This is a genomic window from Paenibacillus sp. 22594 (genome assembly GCF_052044425.1).
In the GTDB taxonomy this organism is placed as follows: Bacteria; Bacillota; Bacilli; order Paenibacillales; family Paenibacillaceae; genus Paenibacillus_AQ.
The window spans coordinates 1,037,703-1,059,064 of the sequence record NZ_JBQENA010000001.1; the positions used below are offsets into that span (position 1 = coordinate 1,037,703).

The 21,362-nt window shown below is 46.5% G+C and carries 22 protein-coding genes and 1 pseudogene; 10 read left to right on the top strand and 13 right to left on the bottom strand.

Annotated elements, in window-relative coordinates; all coding sequences use genetic code 11:
- Position 1 precedes the first annotated feature (1 nt).
- From ACTJKB_RS04840 to ACTJKB_RS04860, 5 genes are all read right to left on the bottom strand, one after another.
- Positions 2-724: an MBL fold metallo-hydrolase gene (locus ACTJKB_RS04840; RefSeq protein WP_440832126.1), complete on the bottom strand. Its 723-nt coding sequence runs from the start codon at positions 722-724 to the stop codon at positions 2-4.
- Positions 725-762: 38 nt separating this feature from the next.
- Complete coding sequence (locus ACTJKB_RS04845) at positions 763-1,740, bottom strand: phosphotransferase enzyme family protein (RefSeq protein ID WP_440832127.1); 978 nt, start codon at positions 1,738-1,740, stop codon at positions 763-765.
- A 370-nt stretch (positions 1,741-2,110) separates the two neighbouring features.
- Entirely contained in the window at positions 2,111-3,106 is a 996-nt protein-coding gene (locus ACTJKB_RS04850; RefSeq protein WP_440832128.1) for a hypothetical protein, read from the bottom strand.
- Positions 3,099-3,839 carry an alpha/beta fold hydrolase gene (locus ACTJKB_RS04855; protein WP_440832129.1) on the bottom strand — a complete coding sequence of 247 codons (741 nt, stop codon included), beginning with the start codon at positions 3,837-3,839 and terminating at the stop codon, positions 3,099-3,101. Before ACTJKB_RS04855 ends, ACTJKB_RS04850 begins: the two co-directional genes overlap by 8 nt.
- 208 nt (positions 3,840-4,047) lie before the next feature.
- Positions 4,048-4,374 (bottom strand): hypothetical protein, encoded by a 327-nt coding sequence (locus ACTJKB_RS04860; RefSeq protein ID WP_440832131.1) that lies wholly within the window; start codon positions 4,372-4,374, stop codon positions 4,048-4,050.
- A gap of 205 nt (positions 4,375-4,579) precedes the next feature.
- Between ACTJKB_RS04860 and ACTJKB_RS04865 the strand changes: the two genes are divergently transcribed.
- Positions 4,580-5,833, top strand: coding sequence for a S8 family peptidase (locus ACTJKB_RS04865; RefSeq protein ID WP_440832132.1), 1,254 nt, complete (start codon positions 4,580-4,582; stop codon positions 5,831-5,833).
- A gap of 50 nt (positions 5,834-5,883) precedes the next feature.
- Here ACTJKB_RS04865 and ACTJKB_RS04870 read toward each other — a convergent pair whose 3' ends face one another.
- The 3 genes from ACTJKB_RS04870 to ACTJKB_RS04880 form a co-directional block, all read right to left on the bottom strand.
- Entirely contained in the window at positions 5,884-7,176 is a 1,293-nt protein-coding gene (locus ACTJKB_RS04870; protein ID WP_440832134.1) for an amidase, read from the bottom strand.
- A 75-nt stretch (positions 7,177-7,251) separates the two neighbouring features.
- Positions 7,252-8,064: a GNAT family N-acetyltransferase gene (locus ACTJKB_RS04875; RefSeq protein WP_440832136.1), complete on the bottom strand. Its 813-nt coding sequence runs from the start codon at positions 8,062-8,064 to the stop codon at positions 7,252-7,254.
- Between the two features lie 38 nt (positions 8,065-8,102).
- Positions 8,103-9,095, bottom strand: a complete 993-nt coding sequence (locus tag ACTJKB_RS04880; protein WP_440832139.1) for a Gfo/Idh/MocA family protein — start codon at positions 9,093-9,095, stop codon at positions 8,103-8,105.
- Between the two features lie 176 nt (positions 9,096-9,271).
- Between ACTJKB_RS04880 and ACTJKB_RS04885 the strand changes: the two genes are divergently transcribed.
- The 6 genes and pseudogenes from ACTJKB_RS04885 (at position 9,272) to ACTJKB_RS04910 (ending at position 14,830) form a co-directional block, all read left to right on the top strand.
- Complete coding sequence (locus tag ACTJKB_RS04885; RefSeq protein WP_440832141.1) at positions 9,272-10,087, top strand: sugar phosphate isomerase/epimerase family protein; 816 nt, start codon at positions 9,272-9,274, stop codon at positions 10,085-10,087.
- Positions 10,088-10,349: 262 nt separating this feature from the next.
- Positions 10,350-10,823, top strand: a complete 474-nt coding sequence (locus tag ACTJKB_RS04890; protein ID WP_440832143.1) for a hypothetical protein — start codon at positions 10,350-10,352, stop codon at positions 10,821-10,823.
- A 172-nt stretch (positions 10,824-10,995) separates the two neighbouring features.
- Complete coding sequence (locus ACTJKB_RS04895) at positions 10,996-11,934, top strand: VanZ family protein (protein WP_440832145.1); 939 nt, start codon at positions 10,996-10,998, stop codon at positions 11,932-11,934.
- A 172-nt stretch (positions 11,935-12,106) separates the two neighbouring features.
- A pseudogene (locus ACTJKB_RS04900) lies at positions 12,107-13,429 on the top strand (phosphotransferase).
- Between the two features lie 270 nt (positions 13,430-13,699).
- A complete protein-coding gene (locus ACTJKB_RS04905; protein ID WP_440832147.1) occupies positions 13,700-14,164 on the top strand; it encodes a hypothetical protein in 465 nt (154 codons plus the stop codon).
- Between the two features lie 201 nt (positions 14,165-14,365).
- Positions 14,366-14,830: a GNAT family N-acetyltransferase gene (locus tag ACTJKB_RS04910; protein WP_440832149.1), complete on the top strand. Its 465-nt coding sequence runs from the start codon at positions 14,366-14,368 to the stop codon at positions 14,828-14,830.
- A 113-nt stretch (positions 14,831-14,943) separates the two neighbouring features.
- Here ACTJKB_RS04910 and ACTJKB_RS04915 read toward each other — a convergent pair whose 3' ends face one another.
- Both ACTJKB_RS04915 and ACTJKB_RS04920 read right to left on the bottom strand, forming a co-directional pair.
- Positions 14,944-15,825 carry a GNAT family N-acetyltransferase gene (locus ACTJKB_RS04915; RefSeq protein ID WP_440832151.1) on the bottom strand — a complete coding sequence of 294 codons (882 nt, stop codon included), beginning with the start codon at positions 15,823-15,825 and terminating at the stop codon, positions 14,944-14,946.
- A 115-nt stretch (positions 15,826-15,940) separates the two neighbouring features.
- Positions 15,941-16,378 carry a GNAT family N-acetyltransferase gene (locus ACTJKB_RS04920; RefSeq protein WP_440832153.1) on the bottom strand — a complete coding sequence of 146 codons (438 nt, stop codon included), beginning with the start codon at positions 16,376-16,378 and terminating at the stop codon, positions 15,941-15,943.
- 182 nt (positions 16,379-16,560) lie between these two features.
- On the opposite strand from ACTJKB_RS04920, the gene ACTJKB_RS04925 reads away from it, so the two are divergent.
- The gene (locus ACTJKB_RS04925; protein WP_440832154.1) at positions 16,561-17,301 is read left to right on the top strand and encodes an alpha/beta fold hydrolase; all 741 of its coding nucleotides are present in this window, start codon (positions 16,561-16,563) and stop codon (positions 17,299-17,301) included.
- Between the two features lie 5 nt (positions 17,302-17,306).
- On the opposite strand, the gene ACTJKB_RS04930 is transcribed toward ACTJKB_RS04925, so the two are convergent.
- Positions 17,307-17,774, bottom strand: a complete 468-nt coding sequence (locus tag ACTJKB_RS04930) for a DUF1801 domain-containing protein (protein ID WP_440832156.1) — start codon at positions 17,772-17,774, stop codon at positions 17,307-17,309.
- Between the two features lie 139 nt (positions 17,775-17,913).
- Here ACTJKB_RS04930 and ACTJKB_RS04935 point away from each other — a divergent pair, with 139 nt between their 5' ends.
- Positions 17,914-19,605 carry a M3 family oligoendopeptidase gene (locus tag ACTJKB_RS04935; RefSeq protein WP_440832158.1) on the top strand — a complete coding sequence of 564 codons (1,692 nt, stop codon included), beginning with the start codon at positions 17,914-17,916 and terminating at the stop codon, positions 19,603-19,605.
- 96 nt (positions 19,606-19,701) lie between these two features.
- Here the strand turns inward: ACTJKB_RS04935 and ACTJKB_RS04940 are convergent, their stop codons facing one another.
- Together ACTJKB_RS04940 and ACTJKB_RS04945 are read right to left on the bottom strand one after the other, a co-directional pair.
- Entirely contained in the window at positions 19,702-20,085 is a 384-nt protein-coding gene (locus ACTJKB_RS04940; protein ID WP_440832160.1) for an iron chaperone, read from the bottom strand.
- A 26-nt stretch (positions 20,086-20,111) separates the two neighbouring features.
- On the bottom strand, positions 20,112-20,699 hold the full coding sequence (locus tag ACTJKB_RS04945; RefSeq protein ID WP_440832162.1) for a TetR/AcrR family transcriptional regulator: 588 nt from the start codon (positions 20,697-20,699) through the stop codon (positions 20,112-20,114).
- A gap of 119 nt (positions 20,700-20,818) precedes the next feature.
- On the opposite strand from ACTJKB_RS04945, the gene ACTJKB_RS04950 reads away from it, so the two are divergent.
- Complete coding sequence (locus tag ACTJKB_RS04950) at positions 20,819-21,358, top strand: hypothetical protein (protein WP_440832164.1); 540 nt, start codon at positions 20,819-20,821, stop codon at positions 21,356-21,358.
- Positions 21,359-21,362: the final 4 nt, after the last annotated feature.

Genomic DNA, 21,362 nt, shown 5'->3' on the forward strand with positions numbered 1-21,362 from the left:
CTCAGATGCCTCCTTCTTTGAAAAAAGCGGTCTCAACGGATGAGTGTTCCACTATACGCCTAAGCTGCTCCTGTACATTCTCCGTACACAGCCCGCCATGATAGCAGACAATTTGGTCGATGTCGTAATCCAGCAATTTATTCAAGGAGTTGAACGCCGCCGGCAGGTCAGGTGTGGTTTGATTTGTTGGGGTTTGCAGCTCCCCGTTTATGGAAGGCAATGCGTCTCCGGCAATCAGTATCCTGCTTGTCTGCAAATATAAACTAATATGTCCCGGGGTATGCCCAGGAGTAAAAATCACTTCAACACCACCACAAAAATCAAGCACATCCCCGTCATTTAGCGTATGATTCACCTTTACATGATAAGGAAGGTCGAACATATGCTGAAGTTGTGGAGGCAATTCTCTTTTTAATAGCGGAACCGTTCCTTCGATAAAAGGCTGATCCAGTGCGTGGGCATACACACTCAGCGGTCTATCTGCTAATTCCATCAGGTCCTGCACACCGCCAATATGATCAATATCCTGATGGGTCAAAATCACGGCAGATAACCGCTCGACAGCTACGCCGGCCCGCCTCATGCCTTCTACTATCTGTGTGCCATGCCCGTAAAAGCCCGCATCAATCAGGATCGCCCTGTGTTCGTCCCACACCAAAGTGGAATTCAAAATGATGCCCTCGATTTCTAAGGGTATGATGGCTGCGCCTTCTGCGATATTCATTTTTAATTCCTCCTGCCGTTTCAAGGACCCTTTCATGTTTAGAATGAGTAAAATACTTCTTTGCCTGCAATAAAATCTTTGCATAGGGTATTACAAAGCTTTGCCGCACTCTCTTTGATCCAGTTATTGCGTGTGGAGTCATGTATAAAGAAAAGATAGCTGATAAAAGTATCCATAAATATCTGCCCTTCAATATACCTTATTTGCTCCCATGAAAAATCTGCTGCTGAAGCATAGCCCTGTAAAAAAAGCTGACGCAGCTCACCGGGAAGAACAGTCCCCGCGCTGCCCAGATCAAATAGATAGTAGCCATACCCGCAAAAGCCAAAGTCTATTAAACAAGGCCCGCTTTCGGTGATAATCACATTCCCAAGCTGCACATCCGCGTGTACAAGCCCCCATTGCCCTGGAAGGGTCTCCAGCACTTGGAGCTGCCTTTTTATAATTCCGAGGACCTGGACAATGATCTCATATTGTGCCTGACTGTACAGATCTGAATCTACGCCGTATTTCAATTCTTCAACCGCAGTATCGATCCTTTCTGCATCATACACCGGTCGTTGCAGACCAGGAAGCTCAGTATGACGGGAGAAATGATGAAATGCCGCGAGCTTTTCCCCCAGCTGATAGGCAATTTGCTCCATGTTGTCTTCTTGTAAAGTTAGCGTTGCGCCCTCTATCCATTCCAGCAGGGTAGCATAACAAACATCGTTGCCATCCTTTACATATTCGGTTACGAGCCCTCCGGTCCGGTTGGCTACCGGCTTCTGCACATGAAGTGCCTGGTCCTTGGACAGCTCCTGCAGTATGTACATTTCTGATTCCAAGCCCTGCCGCGTATGCTGAATCCCGAGCAGGCCTGCTGTTGACGGACTATGAATACGCAGCAAGTATAGCTTGCCTGCCTTTAGATCCGTAACCTTAAACGTCATATTTTCATTATGTCTGATAAATTCAACCATCGGCTCCTGAAGCGTATAGAATGAGAGCACTTCTTCTGCAGCTTGTATACTCAATGTGTACACCTCTCTTCTTTTTTCTTATTATCTATTTCACCCAGCATATATCTGGCAAAAGCGGTCAATGGACCGGACTGCACCTGCCTGTTTTCCGAAACTCCATTATATTGATTCAAAAAAACATGCAAAAGTTCCCTGAACTCCGATGGTAAGTTCGTCATTCCCCATTCCCCCCGCTCTTCTCCATTTGCATGTCCACTCTTTTTGAACCTCCTTGCAATCATTAACTTCCATTATATGCAAATGACTGGCGGATTTATAGGTAAAGAATGAGTAGAATGAAAAAGCATTCTCCATGCTAGAACAGCCCGCAGAAACTCTGCGGGCTACTGGCGAGTGCTATATCGACAAGGGGGACATCACCGGGTTAATCCTGTACCTGAATATCCTCCAGCTCCTGATTGATCCTATCGACTATAGACTGGATAGAATCCTGGTCATAAAAAAACCCGATATTGGCCGGGACCGGTTCTGCCGTTTCATGATTGAAGTCATTAAAATCCATGCCTTCCTTCAGCCAATAGGCCTGTTTCTCTGCAAGCTCTTTCCAGTTGCTCACCGGAGACTGTCTGCTTAGACCGATTGCATACACAACCCCATGGCCCATATCCACATATAAATGGCTGTCCTTTCGCCGTGGAGGCTGGGGACGTGCCGAATTCAGCAGGACCTTGCAGGCGAACTCCTTGCCGGACATCTGAAGCAGGATGACCTCACCAGTGTCTTCATCCACCCCAAGCATCAGATGGGGAACAAATCCGGCAAAAAAGCGAAGCGCTGCAGAATACCGCAAATTCTCGTCAAAGAACCAGCCGAGCGGCATCACGCTATATTCTACATCCGGCAGGTCTAGATACGAACTCAGCAGGGCTTGAAGTGTTTCGGTGTCCGGCGCTTCATAAGGCTCCAAGGCATCCCTATTTACCATATAGTTGATGATCGTCCGCTTACCCCCGCTGATTCTGTCATTCATATCATGATGCCTGTAGAGATCTTCCAGCACCGGCAGAATTCCGGTTTGCGTATCCCCGAACAGCTGCCGTGATTCCGGCTTCAACTCCTGTAAATAGATCGTTTCAACGCTTCCTTCGCGTATACTCTGCTTCACATCTGCAAAATGCGGTGCAATTTCTGTAAGGATTAGCTGGCGGATATTCTCGTTATGTGCAGGAATGTTTTGCCGGAAATCATCAGACAGCCATGCATTCTGGGCAATAAAATACTGCGCGGCTGCAGTCATACCGGAAGGCGATGATTCCTGCTCCATTTTCTCCATTCGGAAGCTTGAATCCTTGCCGAAATCAAGCCTCTCTGCCTGCTCACTGTATTCCACCCGGCTATAACCCTTGATCCACTCATACATCGGCGAGCCCCCTCTCATAAAGAAACAAAATGACTTCAGCAATATATTTCTGCTGCTCCTCGTCGGGAATCATATGCCCGGAGTGAAGAAATTCTACAACGTGAAACGGGGAAAGGTACTGCTTGTACTTGTCCAAGGTCTCTTCAGAGATATCAGATGGAATCTCTGCCGCCCTATTTCTTCCGGCAAACAAGGTTACTGGGATCTTAAGCTGAGCCAGCTGTGAAGTGAAGTCCCGCTCCTCTGCTTCACGTCCCAGCCCCTCTAGCGCTTCCCGCCGCATATAATTGAGTATAGGCACCTGCTGATAAGTCAGACCGCACCAGAAATCCACGGTTTCCGGTGATACACTTCGATGGATTGGCGGCTGGTCTACAAGAATAAGGCCTTTTATCTGTTCTTGATTCTGTAGACTCCAGCCAAGCGCGTAGGAAGCGCCTCTGGAAAATCCCAGCACGCAGTAATGTTCAATTCCGGTATGGGCAACGACAGCGGCAATATCTGATAAATGATCCTCTAGATCATAGCCGCCATAAGGTGTTGAACTGAGTCCGCGTCCCCGGAAGCTGAAGGATACGGCATGTCCCGGTAAATTCGACAATAGCGGAAGGGCCCGTTCCGCAGGCTCCCACAGTCCGCCTATCACAAGCAGCGATGGCATCGTGGAAGAAGGCTCTCCATTCTCCAGCACATGCAGCACCACAGCTCCGTTATGTACAAAATAGCTTTTCAATTCTACATCTCCTCAGGCGCTGGATAAATTTAGGGTTCGTATTCGTTAAGAATATCATGGTGGCCGATAAATTTGAAATGCTATAGGTCCTGACGGCTCTATCACTAGATGATCACAGGAACTCCCTGTTCGAATACTTATTAAGCGTACCAAAAAGCGCGTACCATCTAGTACGCGCCGTTTAGGCTCATCTCAAAGGTCGCTAGAATTAGAATCTGGCAACATAAAACTCACGATTGGCAGAGACGGACTTGGTCGTTAAGAGATTACCTGCTTCATCTCTTATTCTCAAAGTATAGGATACCGTTGTTAACGTACTGATTGTAGGGAATCTGGCAACACCAAAATCGTCAAAATCGGCAGTTACCGTTACTGTACCGCTGGTCAAGGAAGCTGTCCATCCGGAGGAATCCTTGTTCACATTGCCCAGGCTTGTAGCAAGCACTACGAATCTGTCAAAGGTCTGTCTGATTCTGCGTCTCTTCACTACCTTTTTTGCATTTGTTTTGCGGGCCATCATTGCTTTTTTTGCCATTAAAGCTTTTTTTGCCAGGATTGCTTTTTTGTCAGGAGCTTTCATTTGCTTCACCACTTTCTGATAGGATACAGTATTAGATGCAATTTGCGCTTGTAGTGAACCGCGTTCTTGCCTACTCTTCCAGAAATGTGGTATTGTCTCAGATTTATAGAAATGTACCCATCATCCCTTTCCGCGCATACCCTGTATCGGAGGGATAGCCATGGGCAAAAAAATGTGGATGAAGCAGTATGCTTCCAAAATGAACCGTCCGCTGAGGAACTGTATTCGCAAAACGGTTCATTCCAGTAAGGGATCAGCGGCGCTGCCTGTTATTATTCAATTCAATCACAAGTTAACCCAGGGCAGGATGCAAGCCTTACACAATCATTTAGGCTCACACGTTATGTCTGTCAAACATCGTATTCCTATGCTTAATGCGGTTTCCTCACGTATTTCAATGAAATGCCTGGAACGGATGTGCTGCTGGGAGGGCGTTCATAAGATATACCTGGATGACATTAAAAGTATGTCACTGGATATTGCCACTCCATCCATCGGTGCAACTGCTGTGAAGCGCTCAAGGGGGCTTACCGGAAAAGGGATCAACATTGCTGTGCTTGACACCGGAGTGTTCCCTCACCCCGATCTGGTCCGGCCCGTGAATCGCATCGTAGCGTTCAAGGATTTCATCAACCACCGCAAGCGCCCCTATGACGACAACGGTCATGGCACTCATATTACCGGGGATGCGGCGGGTAACGGCTGGCTCAGCAAAGGGAAATATAGAGGTCCTGCACCTGAAGCGGGGATTGTAGGTGTTAAAGTACTCGATATCAACGGAGATGGCTACGACTCAACCATTATTAAGGGGATCGAATGGTGTGTTGCGCAGCGTAAATGTCTGAAGCTGCGCATTCTATCGATGTCTTTCGGCGGACCTGTAAGCACATCATGCAAAGACGACCTGCTCTGCCAGGCTGTAGAAAAAGCAGTCAAAGCCGGACTTACCGTTGTAATCGCAGCTGGCAACAGCGGACCCGGACGCAAAACCATTGAGTCACCGGGCATCAGTCCGTCCGCTATTACTGTAGGAGCTGTAGATGACCGCCGGACCCTCACCCAAAAAGATGACCGCATTACCTTCTATTCCAGCCGTGGCCCGGCACCCTGCGTCAAGGTCAAACCGGATATTGTCGCCCCGGGGGAATCTGTCATTTCGCTTCGCGCCCCCGGCTCCCAGTTGGCCCGTAATTTCCCGTACCTGCGGTTTGGCCAACAATATTTCGTGTTGTCCGGCACCAGCATCTCTACCCCCATTGTCTCCGGTGCAGCCGCCCAGCTGCTGCAAAGCTGTCCTTCGCTCTCGCCTTGCCAGGTCAAAGCCAGATTGAAGAAAAACGCCTTCCGCCTGGGCCTTAGGCCAAACACCGCAGGCAGCGGCGAGATCAATATGCGGTTTCTGCTACGAAAATGACGAATTTTCAAAATTGAATAACAGCAGACCTTTATGCTTCCGTAAATGACTTACAAATGTCCTGCAATCTCCTGCGCCCAAGCCAGCAGTGCTTCATCTTCCCCATAACGCCCGATGCACTGAAAGCCAAGCGGCAGGCTGTTAATACTGGCTGATGGCAGGCTGATGGTAGGACAACCCGCGAAGGTCCAGATAGCGGTCATCCCGGACCACCCGGTGCCCTCACCGATCTTAGGTGCTGTTCCACCCTGGGCTGGCGATACCCAGAGGTCCACTCCCTGTGCCGCTTGGACGGTCTCCAGCTCCCGGCGCAGCCTGTACTGCTTCCGGCGGTACATCCCCAGCTCCGTATCGGAGATTTCCTGGCCCCGGAGAATAGCCTCCCTTACGGGATTGCCATAGCACTCTGCGTAACGACCGAACCACAGGGCATGCTCCCGGGCCATTTCACCTTCCAGAAACCGCAGCATGGCATTTCCGTAGATAAACTCATCCTCCCACGGCATACTCACTTGCTTTACCACATAGCCTTGCTGCTGAAGACTTAAGATTTGTGCATTAAAAGCTCCTTTGACCTCACTGCTCATCAGCTCCATGTATACCCCTTGAGGGATGCCAAGTACCGGTTTGCTGCGGGCTTGCTGAGGCTGGTTCCTCCAGTCCGGGAGAAGCGAAGCTGCAGCAACCTGCATATCAGATACATTCTGTGTGAAGAACCCCACGGTATCAAAAGAAGGGGCCAGCAAAACAACTCCATCCAGCGGCACTCTGCCATAGCTTGGCTTGAAGCCCACCACGCCGCAAAAGGACGCGGGTGCGATCACGGAACGGAGGGTCTGGGTGCCAATTGCCAACGGGCATAATCCTGCAGCAACCGCTGCTGCTGACCCTGCACTTGAACCACCTGGGGTATGATCTGTATGATGGGGATTACGTGTGGCAATAGGGCCATTATAAGCAAATTCCTCGGTAACTGTCTTTCCTGCGATCAGCGCACCTAGCGAGCGGAGGCGCCGGATCAACGACCCTTCCGGGCCGGTCAACACCTCAGCCGGCAAGCCGGACCCGGCCCGGGTAGGCAATCCCTCCACATGCAGCAGGTCTTTGATGCCTACAGGAACTCCGTAGAATACAGGCTTCGCCACATTTCCGGCATAGTTCTTAAGCAAGAAGCCCTCATCCCGGGCCAACCGTTCCCCAGCTTTTTCCTCAGCTACAAAGGCGTGAATTTGAGGTTCAAGCCACTCATAACGCTGCCGGAACAGGTCCCAGGAAGGAGGAAGTGCGTTCTCCGGGGAATCCGGAACTGCAGGAGGAATTAAAGAAGTTTGATTGAGAAGCATATCATCATCTCCGTAGGTAGATTTATCTCTCTCTACTTACGGATGGCATTGGATTTGGTAGCGTTTGTTGCCACTCTAGAAGTTATACCAGAATATCCGGTAGTCAAAATCATGTACCAACCCCATCATCTCCGCTAAGCGAATCGAGCCGGAATTATCCGGGGAGCAATCCCGATACGGCTGAATGCCTGAACGCCTGCATTCCTCTACAAACGCCCGGGCGGCTGATGCAGCATAGTTTCGATTTCTGTACCCTTCAATCGTTTCGATATCAACAGCATGATTGTGGCCGGTAATAAATGCCGAGAAACATACACTAACTGCCTTATGGTCACGTTCAACAAAATATCCAACCCCCTGCTGGAAGAAGTGGTCTGGGGAGTCCCAGAACCGGGCAAGCTTTTCCTCAATAAAAGCTTGGTTGCTTATCCTACCGGTCTCGAACATACTCTTGTCCATTCTATGTACCTCAGCATCACTACTCAGACCTGCAACAGTATCCAAAGCTTCGCCAAGCTTAAATACATGCTGCAGACTATTTGAAATCTTACGTTTATTAAATATAACCTCTATCGTTTTCCTCCAGCTCTCCGATTCACAGCTGATTTCCACCCAGTTCATATTTAACTTGGTCAATTTGGATTCAATTTCACTCTGCATAAAGGCTTCCAGACCGTTTAAAAAAGGTTCGCTCTGCGGATCACCAACCAGATGAAAGCCTGTCTGTCCCTGAATCCAGATTAGTGCAGACTTGGGTTCAGCCGGATCATCCGCGAATACCCAACCAGGATTATTTCCACCTACTATAGCCTTTACCTCTATGTTGCAGCATGCATCTGTGAGGTGCTTAATTTTATAAAAGTCTGCTTTCGGCAACTCTGTGATCATTGAACTTTCCCCCTGTCTTATCCGCTGGATAAGCCTATTTACATCAGAGCCGACAATATCGCATCACACAGCTCCATGGTCTTCACATTATCCCGTCCGCTGGAGACAGGGGTCAACCCTTCACGGCAGCATGTCATGAAATGAGCCATTTCTCCGACGAAGCCCCGCAGATAAAGATCTCTGTAACCGCCGGACATCGCGGACGCTGAAGGGGTGAACACGGTATCCTGCTCAGCAAGCGATTGCCAAGGCAGTCCGCTGGCTGTAAGAGAATGATGAACCGATAGCTTCACCACTTCATCCGCACAGGCAAACCCATGATCGAAGGTAACCGTCAGGCTCTCACTTTCTCTGGACCAGGCACTCATCCCGGAAAAATAGACGCTGCCCACAATGCCGTTTGCAAATTTCAGTGAAATGCTTTGGGAGATCTGTGCTTTGTCATTGTTTGTAAATCCCGAAATCTGTACTGCTTCACCAAACAAAAAACGCAGTAAATCTACAATATGGATGGCAGCGAGCTTTATAAATTGCTCCTCGTCTTTACAGAAAGGTGTGCTGTCTACTGCGAACCGTGCCTGGAAGGAGCGGGCGCTGCCCAATGTCCCTCCTGTAATCAGCTCCTTCAGCTTCAAATAGACGGGAGCATAACGTTTCATGAATCCCACCATCAGCACCACTCCGGCCTGTTCGGCTGCATCTGCTAGCTGAAGAGCTTCCGGACCATTCCAGCCTAACGGTTTGTCCACATATACATTTTTTCCGGCATGGATGCAGTCTAGCACCAATGCGCTTTGATCCTGCGGCTGCGCGACTACCACCACCCCATCGCATTTTTCATCCCGGAGCATTTTCCGGTAATCGTCATAAGGCTTGCCCCTGCTGCCAAACCGCTGAAGCGCGGCCCTCGAACGTTCCAGATCACGGGTCGCTATCGCGGCAACTTCAGCCCCTGCTTGGATAGCAGAAGGGTAAATATTGGTAGATGCATGAAATCCCGCACCGATAAAACTGAGCTTTACTGTATTCAAGTTGAATCTCTCCCCTGTATCAGAATTCCTATTCATCATATTAGAGTAATGTAGAGAACAATAAAAGGACACCTGTCCTGCATACTGAATTCCACAGTGGAACCCCTGCTGAATATCCCCTATACTGATTCAAGGAAGCGATTGCAAGACTCTGATAGGACGGAAGGAGCACATTTATGAACATATCTGTGTTTTACAACCATATTGTTACCGCCAGCAAGCAAGCTGGGCTACCAGTACCAGAGGTACTGAGCCGGGTGCGCGAATGGGGCATCCAGGCCGTTGAGCTGGATTTGGACGAGGTACAGCCCAGCCGCGGGGCCATGAAAAATCAGCTGGAGCAAGCTGGAATTTCGGTAGCTTCAATGTACGCTTTTTTTGATTTTGGTAATGCTCCTGATGTGCAGCCTGGACTGGATTTCATTGACACGGCCGAGTATTTGGGGGCGGACAAGGTACTTGTGATTCCGGGTTTCATTGAGGAATCAGCCGGCGAGGAGCTGCGGAATAGCTCGCTGCAGCGAATGGTTGCGGCGCTCCGGGAGATGTGCGAGTACGCGGAGTCCAAAGGTATGGTAATCACTTTGGAGGATTTCGATGACAGCCGTGCGCCATTTTCCACATCCAAAGAATTACTATGGTTTATGGATAAGGTTCCGAAGCTGGGCTGTACCTTCGACACCGGCAATTTTATCTATCAGGGCGAAGACGAGCTGGAAGCCTTCGGGAAGCTGAAATCGAGAATTGTTCATGTCCATTGCAAAGACCGCTCTCTGAAGGAGCACCCTGTTGAAACGCCGAAGATCAGCACAAACGGGACGAAGCTGTTCCCGGCTTCAGTCGGCTCCGGCTGCATTCCGATACAAGAAATCCTGGAGCGGCTGAAGTCCATCGGGTACAAGGATACGGTAGCGATTGAGCATTTTGACGCTGCGGATCAGCTAGGTTACATGCAGCTGTCGGCAGAATGGCTTCAGGCCCAATTCAAATAGTATAATAACTGCGTAATGCTATCGTCACCGGCCTTGAGTCCCGACCGCAAAGCATCCACCATAGCTGTCATAAATGCCGCGCCTTCCACTGCAATTGAAAATACAATGATGATAAAGCTCATTACCAAGATGGGTATGAAAAAAAATAAACTTATACCAGAATTGATTTGAAGAAGGCGTTGAACTAACGGGCCGCATTCCAATATGTGTTAAAGTTAAAGTGTCTTTGCGGTATTGGGTTGGAAGACGGAATAAGAGGTAGGTGACGGAAGTGTTACTTCTGGAAGGTATATCTGCATTCCTTATCAAGGATTCACCAGAGGTCTTTTCATTCCATTTCAAACGACTTTGTTACATGTTGGCAAACTATTCAAAAGGGAAGCTTTTGTACTTTGAAGAACCACATGTATCACAGAATTTTTACAAAGCAGAGCTCTGTTTAGATAACGGGAGCATTTTTATCTTGTTAAATAGTTCCTATACCTTCGTTGCTTTTGCTTCCTCAGTTCAATACTTCGATATTGAATTTGTCGACCACTCACTTTCTAGTGTTGTAGATGCATTGAGCAATGAATTTAGGGTACTATCTGCAAATTCACTTAATCAACGATTAGTACTCGATGAAAGAACTCATAACGTGCTAAACAAAAATTACTTAAATAAAGCGGAATTAAACCAAATCTTTCACTGGAAACCAAAAACAGTCGGGGATGTTATTTTTAATTTTTGGGACTAAAGTAGATTTAAATCAATACGCAAACTGGGAACGATAGCGGAAATGAGCAGATTGCATCGGCAGTCTGCTGTTTTCATTGAAGTAACGGCAGGTTAGTAGTAATAGCAGTAAAATGGGTTGAGGCAGCAAGTTCAGTTTTACAGGACGTACGTACCCGACAAAGGAGTTAACCATGTCAAAACAACGTAAAGTTATTTTTACCATAACCATGCTCTATACAATCTTAATTCTTTATTTTTTATTTTTCGCATTCGGTAGAATGGGTGCCGCAGAGCGAACGGCTGGTTACACCTTTATTTTTTTACCAGATAGTTTCTTTAAACTGCCTAATATATCTGATCTTCTACACCCTACCCTCATGGATTTTGTTGGATTTGGAAATATCATAGCTTTCATCCCTTACGGTATATTGATTCTATTGTTATATCGGATTAGATTTCTTCGATTCATTACAACGTTCTTTTTTTCGATTATCGTAATGGAAATCATACAGGCCCTTTCGTTTCTGGGCAGCTTCGATGTTAATGATGCCATTCAAAATACACTAGGCGCAGCAGTCGGTTTTGGGGCATACAAGCTTGGTGTTCGTTCAAAAAACAATTGGCGCATTTTTTTGATAACCGCCATTTCCTGTATGGTTCTTTTATTAGGGGTATGGGGATTGTGTGGGATTGTAGATAAAGCGTTCACCAAAGAAGAAGGTCCCTTTGTGGCAATAAACGAATTGATGGACAGCTCCGGAAATTCATCAACTGGAAAAAATCTGAATAGCTTTACAATAAGCGCTCAAAACGTAAAACCCCACTATAATATGTATGGCGTTGCAGGTGGGAATTTAGAAACGTTTACGTATTCGAATAAGAAGAAGATGATTTTCTCCTTGTATTACGGAATACCTGAACCAACGGATTATTCCGGAAGCATCCGTGTTTCCGTCGATGGACACGAGGTATTGACCAGTTCTGGAGAAGTTCAACGCAGTGATCCGGAACTGTTTCCGGCGATGTTTGAGATTCCTATCGAGGCTGGGAGCGAACTCACGATAACCATTGAGGGGGACGAAAAAATATGGGATGTTGGGTATAGGGAAATGAAATATTTTTGGAACTGAATTCATAGATAGATTCAACGAACGGGAAAAGCTAGCGTAAACACGATAAGTCAGCCGGTCGGTAAACGCGATCGGCTGACTTTATTTTCAGAGTAACGGGCAGGATAACACAGTAGTCATGCAGTAGATTCAAAATATAATATCAGACTGAATGGATGGTGAGAACACAAAAATGAGGAGAGTAAAAGTTCTGCCCTATAACCCCCTCTGGGTTTCAAAATTTGAGGAAGAAGCAGAAAACCTTCGACTGGTTCTTGGTGCGGAGATTATTGAAATACATCATATAGGGAGTACGTCTGTCCCAGGGTTAAATGCTAAGCCTATAATTGACATGATGCCTATTGTCAAAGACATCTATCGAGTAGATAACTATAATGAGCAACTTGTCTATCAAGGTTATGAGCCAAAAGGTATGGAGACCTCAAAGCTGAACTGGCCGTTCAATTCCCCTATAATATATCGTCATATATGTATTCGATCTAAATTCAATTACCAAGGAGAAATCATGGACCCAAAAATAAAATTGATGTTCCTGGACGAACATGCTGCTGAAGGTGCTGAGCGCTTTGGGATCAGTCCAAAAGATCTGACTTTCATTGGAGGCTTTCAAAACTTTATTTATTCCTATATTCGCGATGAATCAAAATATATTCTCCGTTTTACTCCGAGCACACTTCGCACGTCGGAAGGACTTGCAGCTGAAATAGAATGGATTCGTTATCTTTCGGACAATGGTTTGTCGGTATCAGACCCGGTTCTATCGGTTAATGGAAAGGATTTTGAATATATCGAAGGGAATGTGATGGATTTTTACGCAACCTCTTTCAACTATGCACCTGGCAGAAAAATCGGATATCCAGAATGCCTGGGCAATCCAATACTTTATGAACAATGTGGTCGCATAACAGGCCGTCTTCATGAACTGACCAAGCTGTATAAACCTATATCCACAAGGCACACTTGAGAATTTAATGATTACCTCCTACGAGCGAAAGATTATTTACCGACAGAGCTTCAACCCATTATTCATGCCCTTGATGAACTTAAAGCAACTCTGGGTGGTCTGCCTGTTACATCTGATCATTTTGGTTTAATTCACGGAGATATCAATATAGGTAATTTCACGGTCAATGAATCAGGGCAAATAACGCTCTTCGACTTCGACGAGTGTCAGTACAGTTGGTATGTCGAGGACATTGCTATCCAGCTCTATTACTTGCTGTATGTATTCGGGGAAGATTCGCAGTCTGAACGCAAGGCACAATACGAACTTTTTATTAAACATTTCGAGCTAGGCTACACTGAGGATGGCCGACAAATGCCTGACGGCTGGAAAAGTCAGATGAAGATTTTTCTTAAACTACGTGAAATTATCGTAGTCGTCGGTATGTACCGGAGTTGGGATTTAACTCAACCCGATGATTGGACCCGCGATTTCTTGCAAGATAGTAGAATCCGTATTACTAAAGGGATTTCGTTGATCGATGAGTTCTAGAACTCCTAAACTGATTTACTCATTAAGCTGCCTTTTGTACTTACACCCTGGTTGATGAAGAAGTGCTCTTACTTTATCTATCGAAATGGGAGGATATTATAAGAGCATCTTTAAGCTAAAGAAGAACGATATGCAAAAAGCAGACTGCGAATGCAATCTGTTTTTTATATTGAAGTAACGGGCAGGATAGTTACAATATGTGTTAAAATTAAGTTGTGTGAAAAAGGTCAATGCGACTAGTCCGCCCACCGCGAATAGAGGTGAATTTCCATGATATTTCAAGATTTAATGGAACTAAAAGATGTATTCTTTATAGGGCTCACAGAACCCAAAACTAACTCCCTAAGGGTAGTTTTCAGTAAGAGTATTTCTGGAGATACTCCAGAACAAGTGATGATTGGGGAGACAAGTTTAGAAGCCTATCCGATTAACGTTGATGAAAATGCACCTCTTATACAAATTGAATTTGAGAGCTACATCGCTTACTCGGTAAGAAATGAATCCTTTACTTCATGGGATGAATATGAGAAATTCGAAGGTAAAATATTTAGAATCTACAACAAATCAAGATATCTCGACTTTATAGGGGTGAGCACATTTGCAACGGAAGACTTCCCTGGTCCGTTTAAACATTACGGAATTAGTTGCTTAGACCACATAGTTGATATTGTATCAATGTCAGAGCCCGTTGTAAGTGAAGTGAAATTGAAGATTAAGCTAACGGGGAAACGTTAGCTTAATCACGGCAGCCGGTCAGTAAACGCGATCGGCTGCCTTTATCCTAACGGGAAGCGCTAGCATCATGACGAACAGGTTGTCGGTATTATTGGCTACCTTTCCAACTATCGGGCAAGATAGCTCAATAAATTCGCGTAATTTATTAGCAAACAAGAAATTTAAATGAATAGGGGTTAATAAATGATAAAGATCCGAAATATGTCAGAAAATGAATTTGAAAAATTTAAAGAGTGGTCTGTTAATGACTATGCAAAAGATTTAATCAAATCTAAAATGTGTAGCGATAAAGATGCTTATAAATGTGCTGAAAAAGAATTCAATGAACTACTTCCGATGGGTTTATTAACAAAAAATAATTATATATATGTAATAATAAATCATAGCTTAGAAGAAATTGGTTTTATTTGGTATGAAAAAGAGAATACATCAGGATTCATTTGTGATTTTTTGGTTATGCAAAATTATAGAAATAAGGGATATGGATTTGAAACTATGAAATTGATAGAGCAGGATGCCAAAGATAAAGGAATTAGAAAACTCAGCCTTAGTGTATTTAATTTCAATGAACCTGCCTACAATCTATATAAAAAACTAAAATATAAAGAAGTTGAGAACAATGATGGAAATGCGATAATGGAAAAATACTTGATAAGTAATATATGATGAAATTCAAATGTTCCTTGTGTACTGAATCAGTAAATGATCATTAAGCTCTAATGGAGAACGTCCGATACTTATAATTAGATCCTGACGGGTTTGTTCGAAGGGTCTATCTTTCAGTCCTTCTTCCACACCTCAAACTCCACATCCATCTGAAATCCGATACGCTGGTAAAATGGCTGCATGGGACCTGTATATACCTTAACCATTCCGAGGGACCGCAGACGGTTCAGCGCTTCATAGATTACAGCCTGGCCCAGCCCCCTCAGTCTGTAATCCAAATGGGTTCCCACCGGTTCAAGAATTCCTATCCGGTTCACCTCATCCACAAAAGCATTACAAAACGCCACGACCTCACCCTGCTCATTAACCAGAGACAAGTCCAGATCCGGACGATAACCCGGTGCTTGACGGATGCCCCCGTATAACCGCAGCATCTGCTCTGCATGTGCAGTTCCCGGGTAGTTAAACGCCATTATATGGCCTTGCGCTTTAGCCTGGTCTGACACCTCTTCCCCGCATTGAAGCAAAAAGCCCACAGGAATATTCACCGGAAAATCCTTCTCCAGCGTGATGGAGATAATATTATCGCTCTCGTTCAGAAGATGCACATATCCCCTGCCCTGGACCAACTCTTGCAGCTTTGACATCTCCTTTGGCACTGCAAGCTTCACGGCAGCCGGAGCAGACTTCGCTTCGATGAATTCTAACATCTCACACAGCAGCTCCTCCTGCGGATGATCTGTATCCAATTGAAAGTAGAAATCCCCATCCCTGCAAACCACAGCGGCCAGTTCCCCATTGTCGCGTTCCCACAGTCCGATATTTTGTTCCCACTCGGGGAGCAAGCCCGCCCTCCACTTATAGAAAAAAATCTCGAATTCAAAACGGGCAATCGTCCAGCTGCTCGGCCGATTTAATTTTGAATGGGCATGTGACAAGAACCGGCTCACTTTCATCATGTCATCTGATGTATAGTCTCTATAACGAGTCCCCATATGTATCCTTCTCCCTTGGCATTGTCTTTACTTAATTGTAAGTGATTCACTGTACAAGACGTATGCCAAGTTCAACTGAAAAATGTTTTTGCCCACAGAACATTCTGACTCCAATTCATTCATATTCCAATTTATACACGATTTCATGATCTATAATCCGGCCATCCTGGGTAAACCCCAAACTGCGGTAGAGCATCTCTGCTCTTCTATTCTCAGGTTCAAAACTTATGTAGATGACATGATGACTCTTGTCCTGCTGAATGAGAGAGATCAGCTTCTTCATCGCTTGTTGTCCGTATCCCTTGGACTGATATCTTTGGTCGATCATCAATCTGTAGATCCAGTACTCGTTATCCTCCGTATCGATGCAGTACATGACAAATCCGACGGGGGTCTCCCCGTCATATACGGCAAGCGGGATGCACTCGGGCTGGACCTTGGATTGTGCAATGGATACTGCGTTCGAAACCACAAAACTCTTCTGCTCTTCACCAACACTAAGATTAATAATCGTCCAGAAATTCTCCTTATCAATCACTCTAAGATCAATCATCCGTAAGTTCTCTCCTCTAATAAAAGCAACCGTTTACCCATTATTATACCATATCTTGGATCACAGACGGACCGAAACCTGCCTTCCCTTAAGTGAGTTTCCCCCGTGACATATCCATATTCCAGGAGTACAATGGAAGGAACGTTTGTTCCTACAAGGAGGATATCGTGCCATATATTCAGTTGAGTGACTTAGAGTTGTTCTATGAAAAGATGGGTACCGGAGAGCCAGTTATCTTTCTGCACAGCGCTTATTCAAGGGGGATATTGGCATTTGCGAGTCAAATCCTTGATTTTCAGAATGCGTACACCTGTTATTTCCCGGATTTCAGGGGGCATGGCAGAACCCGGTGCGCGAATCTGACCTGGAGCACCCCACAGCTGGCGGATGATATTGCTGCGTTTATGGAGCAGTTGTCCATCCCCAAAGCGCATTTAATCGGTTATAGCCTGGGGGCAGGAGTGGCCATGGTTGTCGCGTTAAATGCGCCGGAGCGTGTATTTTCAATGACGACCATCGGTTCTAGCGGGTTCAAAGAGCCGTCCGGTGCGGATGAGTACGAGCCGGAATGGCTTGCTGCACACGGCAAGGACGTCATCATCCAACAAATGCTCGAACGGCATGAGGAGGCGCACCGCGGAAACTGGCAGGAATTCATGCGGCAGAGCGCCGCAGACTGGCGGTTATTCCCGCAACTAACCGAGGAGCAGATCCACAGTATCGATTGCCCTTCCCTGTTTATCGCCGGGGAGCATGATCCCTTTGTACAGAAATTCCAGCTCCAGCACTTGACTGCTCTGGTAGAGAACTCTCAGTATCTTGTTGTTCCTGGAGGCAGCCACCGGCCGCATATGCTGAGAGAGAACCCCGTATTGGTAAATGATGCAATCCTGCATTTTTTGAAACAGCATCCTATAGTGTAGATCCGCTAGTTCTTCTTAGCCCTCTTCACTTCACCCTCAACTATTCGAACATACTCATCCACAGTAATCTTGCTGCTTAGCTGTGCAATAAGATCATACGGGATGCTGTTTGTTTTTTTGAACCGCACACAGGATTTCCCCATATCGAGCCTGGTTTGAACATACTTCGGATATTCTTCCTTGAACCAAGCCAGCAGCCCGGGTACCATGTAGAGGCCCATATGGTAGAGTGCAATGAAATTTTTCTGTGAGGCTATACTGACAAAAGGGAGCGGCTGATCGGGGTTAACATGATAACCAGGCGGATAAATCTGATGGGGAACAACATAGGTTATCATTCCATAAGACATGGTTTCCTGAAACCCCACAGGCAAGTTGTCCCTCAGTATCTGTCTCAGCTTCATTATGACTTCCTTCCGTTCCTCAGGCAGCTGTCTGATATAATCCTCAGGACTGGCCGATTCGTATTTCATCCGTTCTCCTCCTATCTGTTATCCACAGGATTACCTTCACATGGAATTACAAGCATAAATTAGTGATTTAATTTCTTCCAGATACTATAATAAAAACGATATGTTTCTCAAAGTTACCCGAAGGGATGTTGATGATTACATGAAATTTAGCGAATACCCGTACGAACGGCCGGATGTAGAGAAGCTAAAGGCCGGCTTTACAGAGCTTCTTAAAGGTCTTAGTGCTGAAAGTCTGGAAGAGCAGCGAGCCTCTTTTACCGCGATTAATAAGCTGCGTAATGAATTTGGCACCATGGAGACATTGGCCAGCATCAGACACTCGATCAACACAGAGGATGAATTCTACAAAGCTGAACAAGATTACATGGATGAAGTGGGACCGGTGATTCAGGAGTACATAACGGACTACTTCAGAGCCCTCGTGAACTCTAAGTTCAGAGCAGAGTTTGAACAGGAATGGGGTACACAGCTGCTGCAGATTGCCGAAATTTCGCTGCGGACATTTAGCCCGGACATCATAGAGGATCTCCAGCTCGAGAATAAGCTGTCCACTGAGTATTCCCAGCTTATCGCTTCCGCCAAAATCCAGTTCGAAGGGGAAGAACGGACGTTGTCCCAGCTCGCCCCATTCGAGCTGTCAACAGACCGGGATATGCGTAAGCGTGCATCTGCGGCAAGATACCACTTTATGGCTGAACATGAGCCTGAATTTGACCGTATATTCGACGAGCTTGTCCAGGTACGGACCCGTATTGCCAAAAAGCTCGGGTACCATAGCTTCGTAGAACTCGGCTATGACCGGATGATGCGTACGGACTACAACGCTGAAATGGTAGCTAATTTCCGCAAGCAGGTGCAGGAGCATATCGTGCCTGCTTCCCGCAAGCTGAAGGAACGCCAGGCTGAGCGTCTGGGTCTTGCGGAGCTGAAATTTTATGATGAAAGTCTAAATTTCAACAACGGCAATGCCACACCCAAAGGCGATCCCGATTGGATTATCGCAAACGGGGCCAAAATGTACAAAGAGCTGTCCCCTGAGACCGATGAGTTTTTCAGCTTCATGCTGGAGAATGAATTGATGGATCTGGTCAGCAAAAAAGGTAAACAATCTGGCGGTTACTGCACCTATCTCAGCCAGTACGAGGCTCCATTTATTTTCTCCAACTTCAACGGAACCTCCGGGGATATCGATGTGCTGACACACGAAGTGGGGCATGCATTCCAAGTATACCAGAGCCGTCATATTCAATTGCCTGAGTATGCTTTTCCAACCTATGAAGCGGCGGAAATCCACTCCATGAGCATGGAGTTTTTCGCATGGCCATGGATGGACCTGTTCTTCGAGGAGGATGCTGCCAAATACCGTTTCAACCATCTGGGTGACAGTCTGCAGTTCATCCCCTATGGGGTTGCGGTAGATGAATTCCAGCATTTTGTCTATGCCAACCCGGATGCCACACCTGCTGAGCGCAAACTGGCCTGGCGCGAAATTGAGAAGAAATACCTGCCCCTGCGCGACTATGACGGCAATGATTATCTGGAGCAAGGGGGATTCTGGCATAAGCAGGCCCATATCTTCCGCTCTCCGTTCTACTATATTGACTACACATTGGCTCAGCTCTGCGCCTTCCAGTTCTGGAAACGGTCAAATGAGGATTTCAAATCAGCATGGGCCGACTACCTGCGGCTCTGTCAGGCTGGCGGAAGCCTGTCTTTCCTTCAATTGGTCGAGCTGGCCGGACTGAAATCCCCCTTTGAGGACGGCTGCATCAGCTCCGTGATTGGTGATATTGAAGGCTGGCTGAACAGTGTAGACGATAAGCAGCTGTAAGTGCCGCTTCCGCTCCCTGTAAACCGTACGTTAGCAAAAAAGGAACCCAACTTGGGGGTTCCTTTTTTTGTCCGCTGCTGGTATGATCTGCCTCGTTTATTTCTTTGCCTTTGCCGCCGCCTTCTCCCTATTCTCGTCCGCTCTGAACTTCACAATCCGGCTGATCAGATCGAGTGGCAGCGGCTCATCCAGCGGAAACTGCACGGACCCTTTTGCCCCCTTGTACTGCGCCAGTTCCTCCTGAAAAGCTTCAATCCCGCGGGGTGCCGGATAAAATCCGATATGCTTCTTAAATGCTGCGAAATGCACCAGATTCCCATGCAAGAAGAAGGTCGGCATCTGGTAGCTAATTTTCTCCTCAGCCTCCGGCGCAGACTCACGAATTACCTTTCTTACCGCTTCAAGCTTATCCTGCACCTCGAAAGGGGCTTTGGCAATATAATCGTCTATCGACGCGTAGGTGATTTTTACGGGTTCCATAACCTGCTCCTCTCAGCTTCCTGAATTTATTCGTTGCAAATGGAATCCATATGACCGGTCACCACTCTAAGGATCCGCTGCTTGTCCAGCCGCTCAGGCTCCAGCATCGCATGCAGAGCAAGTCCATCAACCAGCGCATACAGCCGCTCAAGTTCATTGTCCTTATCCAGGCCCTGTCTCAGCAACCCCTGTTCATGCAGATACCCGACCAGCATGTGTATAGCGGAATATACCCCATCGTCTACTTCGTCATAGTGATCCCCCACGTACTTACGATGAAAGACAAAAGCAAACCATACCTCCATCTCGGCCATAGTATGGTCATCTACAGGAATCAATTCCATCAGAATCTTCGTAATCAGCTGTTTAGGCGGGAGATCGAGGGTAAGCAGGGCATTGATTCTGACATCGACCCGTTCCTTTACAAGATTCATGGCAAAAGCAATCAGCTCATGCTGTGTGGAGAAGTAATGGCGCAGAGCTCCCAGCGAAACGCCTGCTTCCTCCGCAATATTCCGTACTGTCGCCCCTTTCATCCCCTGATTCATGATGACGCGCCAGGTTGCTTCTGCAATATGCGATTTTCTCTCTGAATGATCTACAATTTTTGGCATGTCTATATTGTATCATGAAGAAAACTTCGAGCGCAATTTAAATAATACAATTGTATTATTTAAATTCAGCTGTTATAATCCGAAGTATCCAATACATTATTTTACACAAGGGGTGGATTATGAATTTGGTTGCCTGGGCGATTGTCGCCTGCGAAGTTTTGTTCTGGGTTGTCATTCTTGCCGGTTTCTCGGCACGTTATCTATTCAAACGAAGGAAGCTAGGGCTGTTCTTCCTCGCCTTAACCCCCGTCCTGGACCTCATTTTGCTAATCATTGCCGGAATTGATTTGTACAACGGTGCTGCTGCCACCACGGCTCATGCGCTTGCAGCCATTTATATTTCTGTATCTATCGTGTTCGGCAAAAGCATGATCCATTGGGCAGATGAACGCTTCCGCTATTATGTAACCAAGCAGGGACCTGCTCCGGTCAAACGATATGGCATGGACCATGCCAGGCATTACTTCAAAGGCTGGATGAAGCATGTGCTCTCTTTTCTGCTTGGGGGAGGGATTCTATATGGTCTCATTATCTGGATTGACGACCCTGCCCGTACAGAAGCGCTCATAAGCATAGTATCCCTATGGTCAGTTGTGGTGGGTATTGATCTGATCATCACAAGCTCGTATTTCATTTGGCCGAGAAAAGCTAAAGGCTAAACAA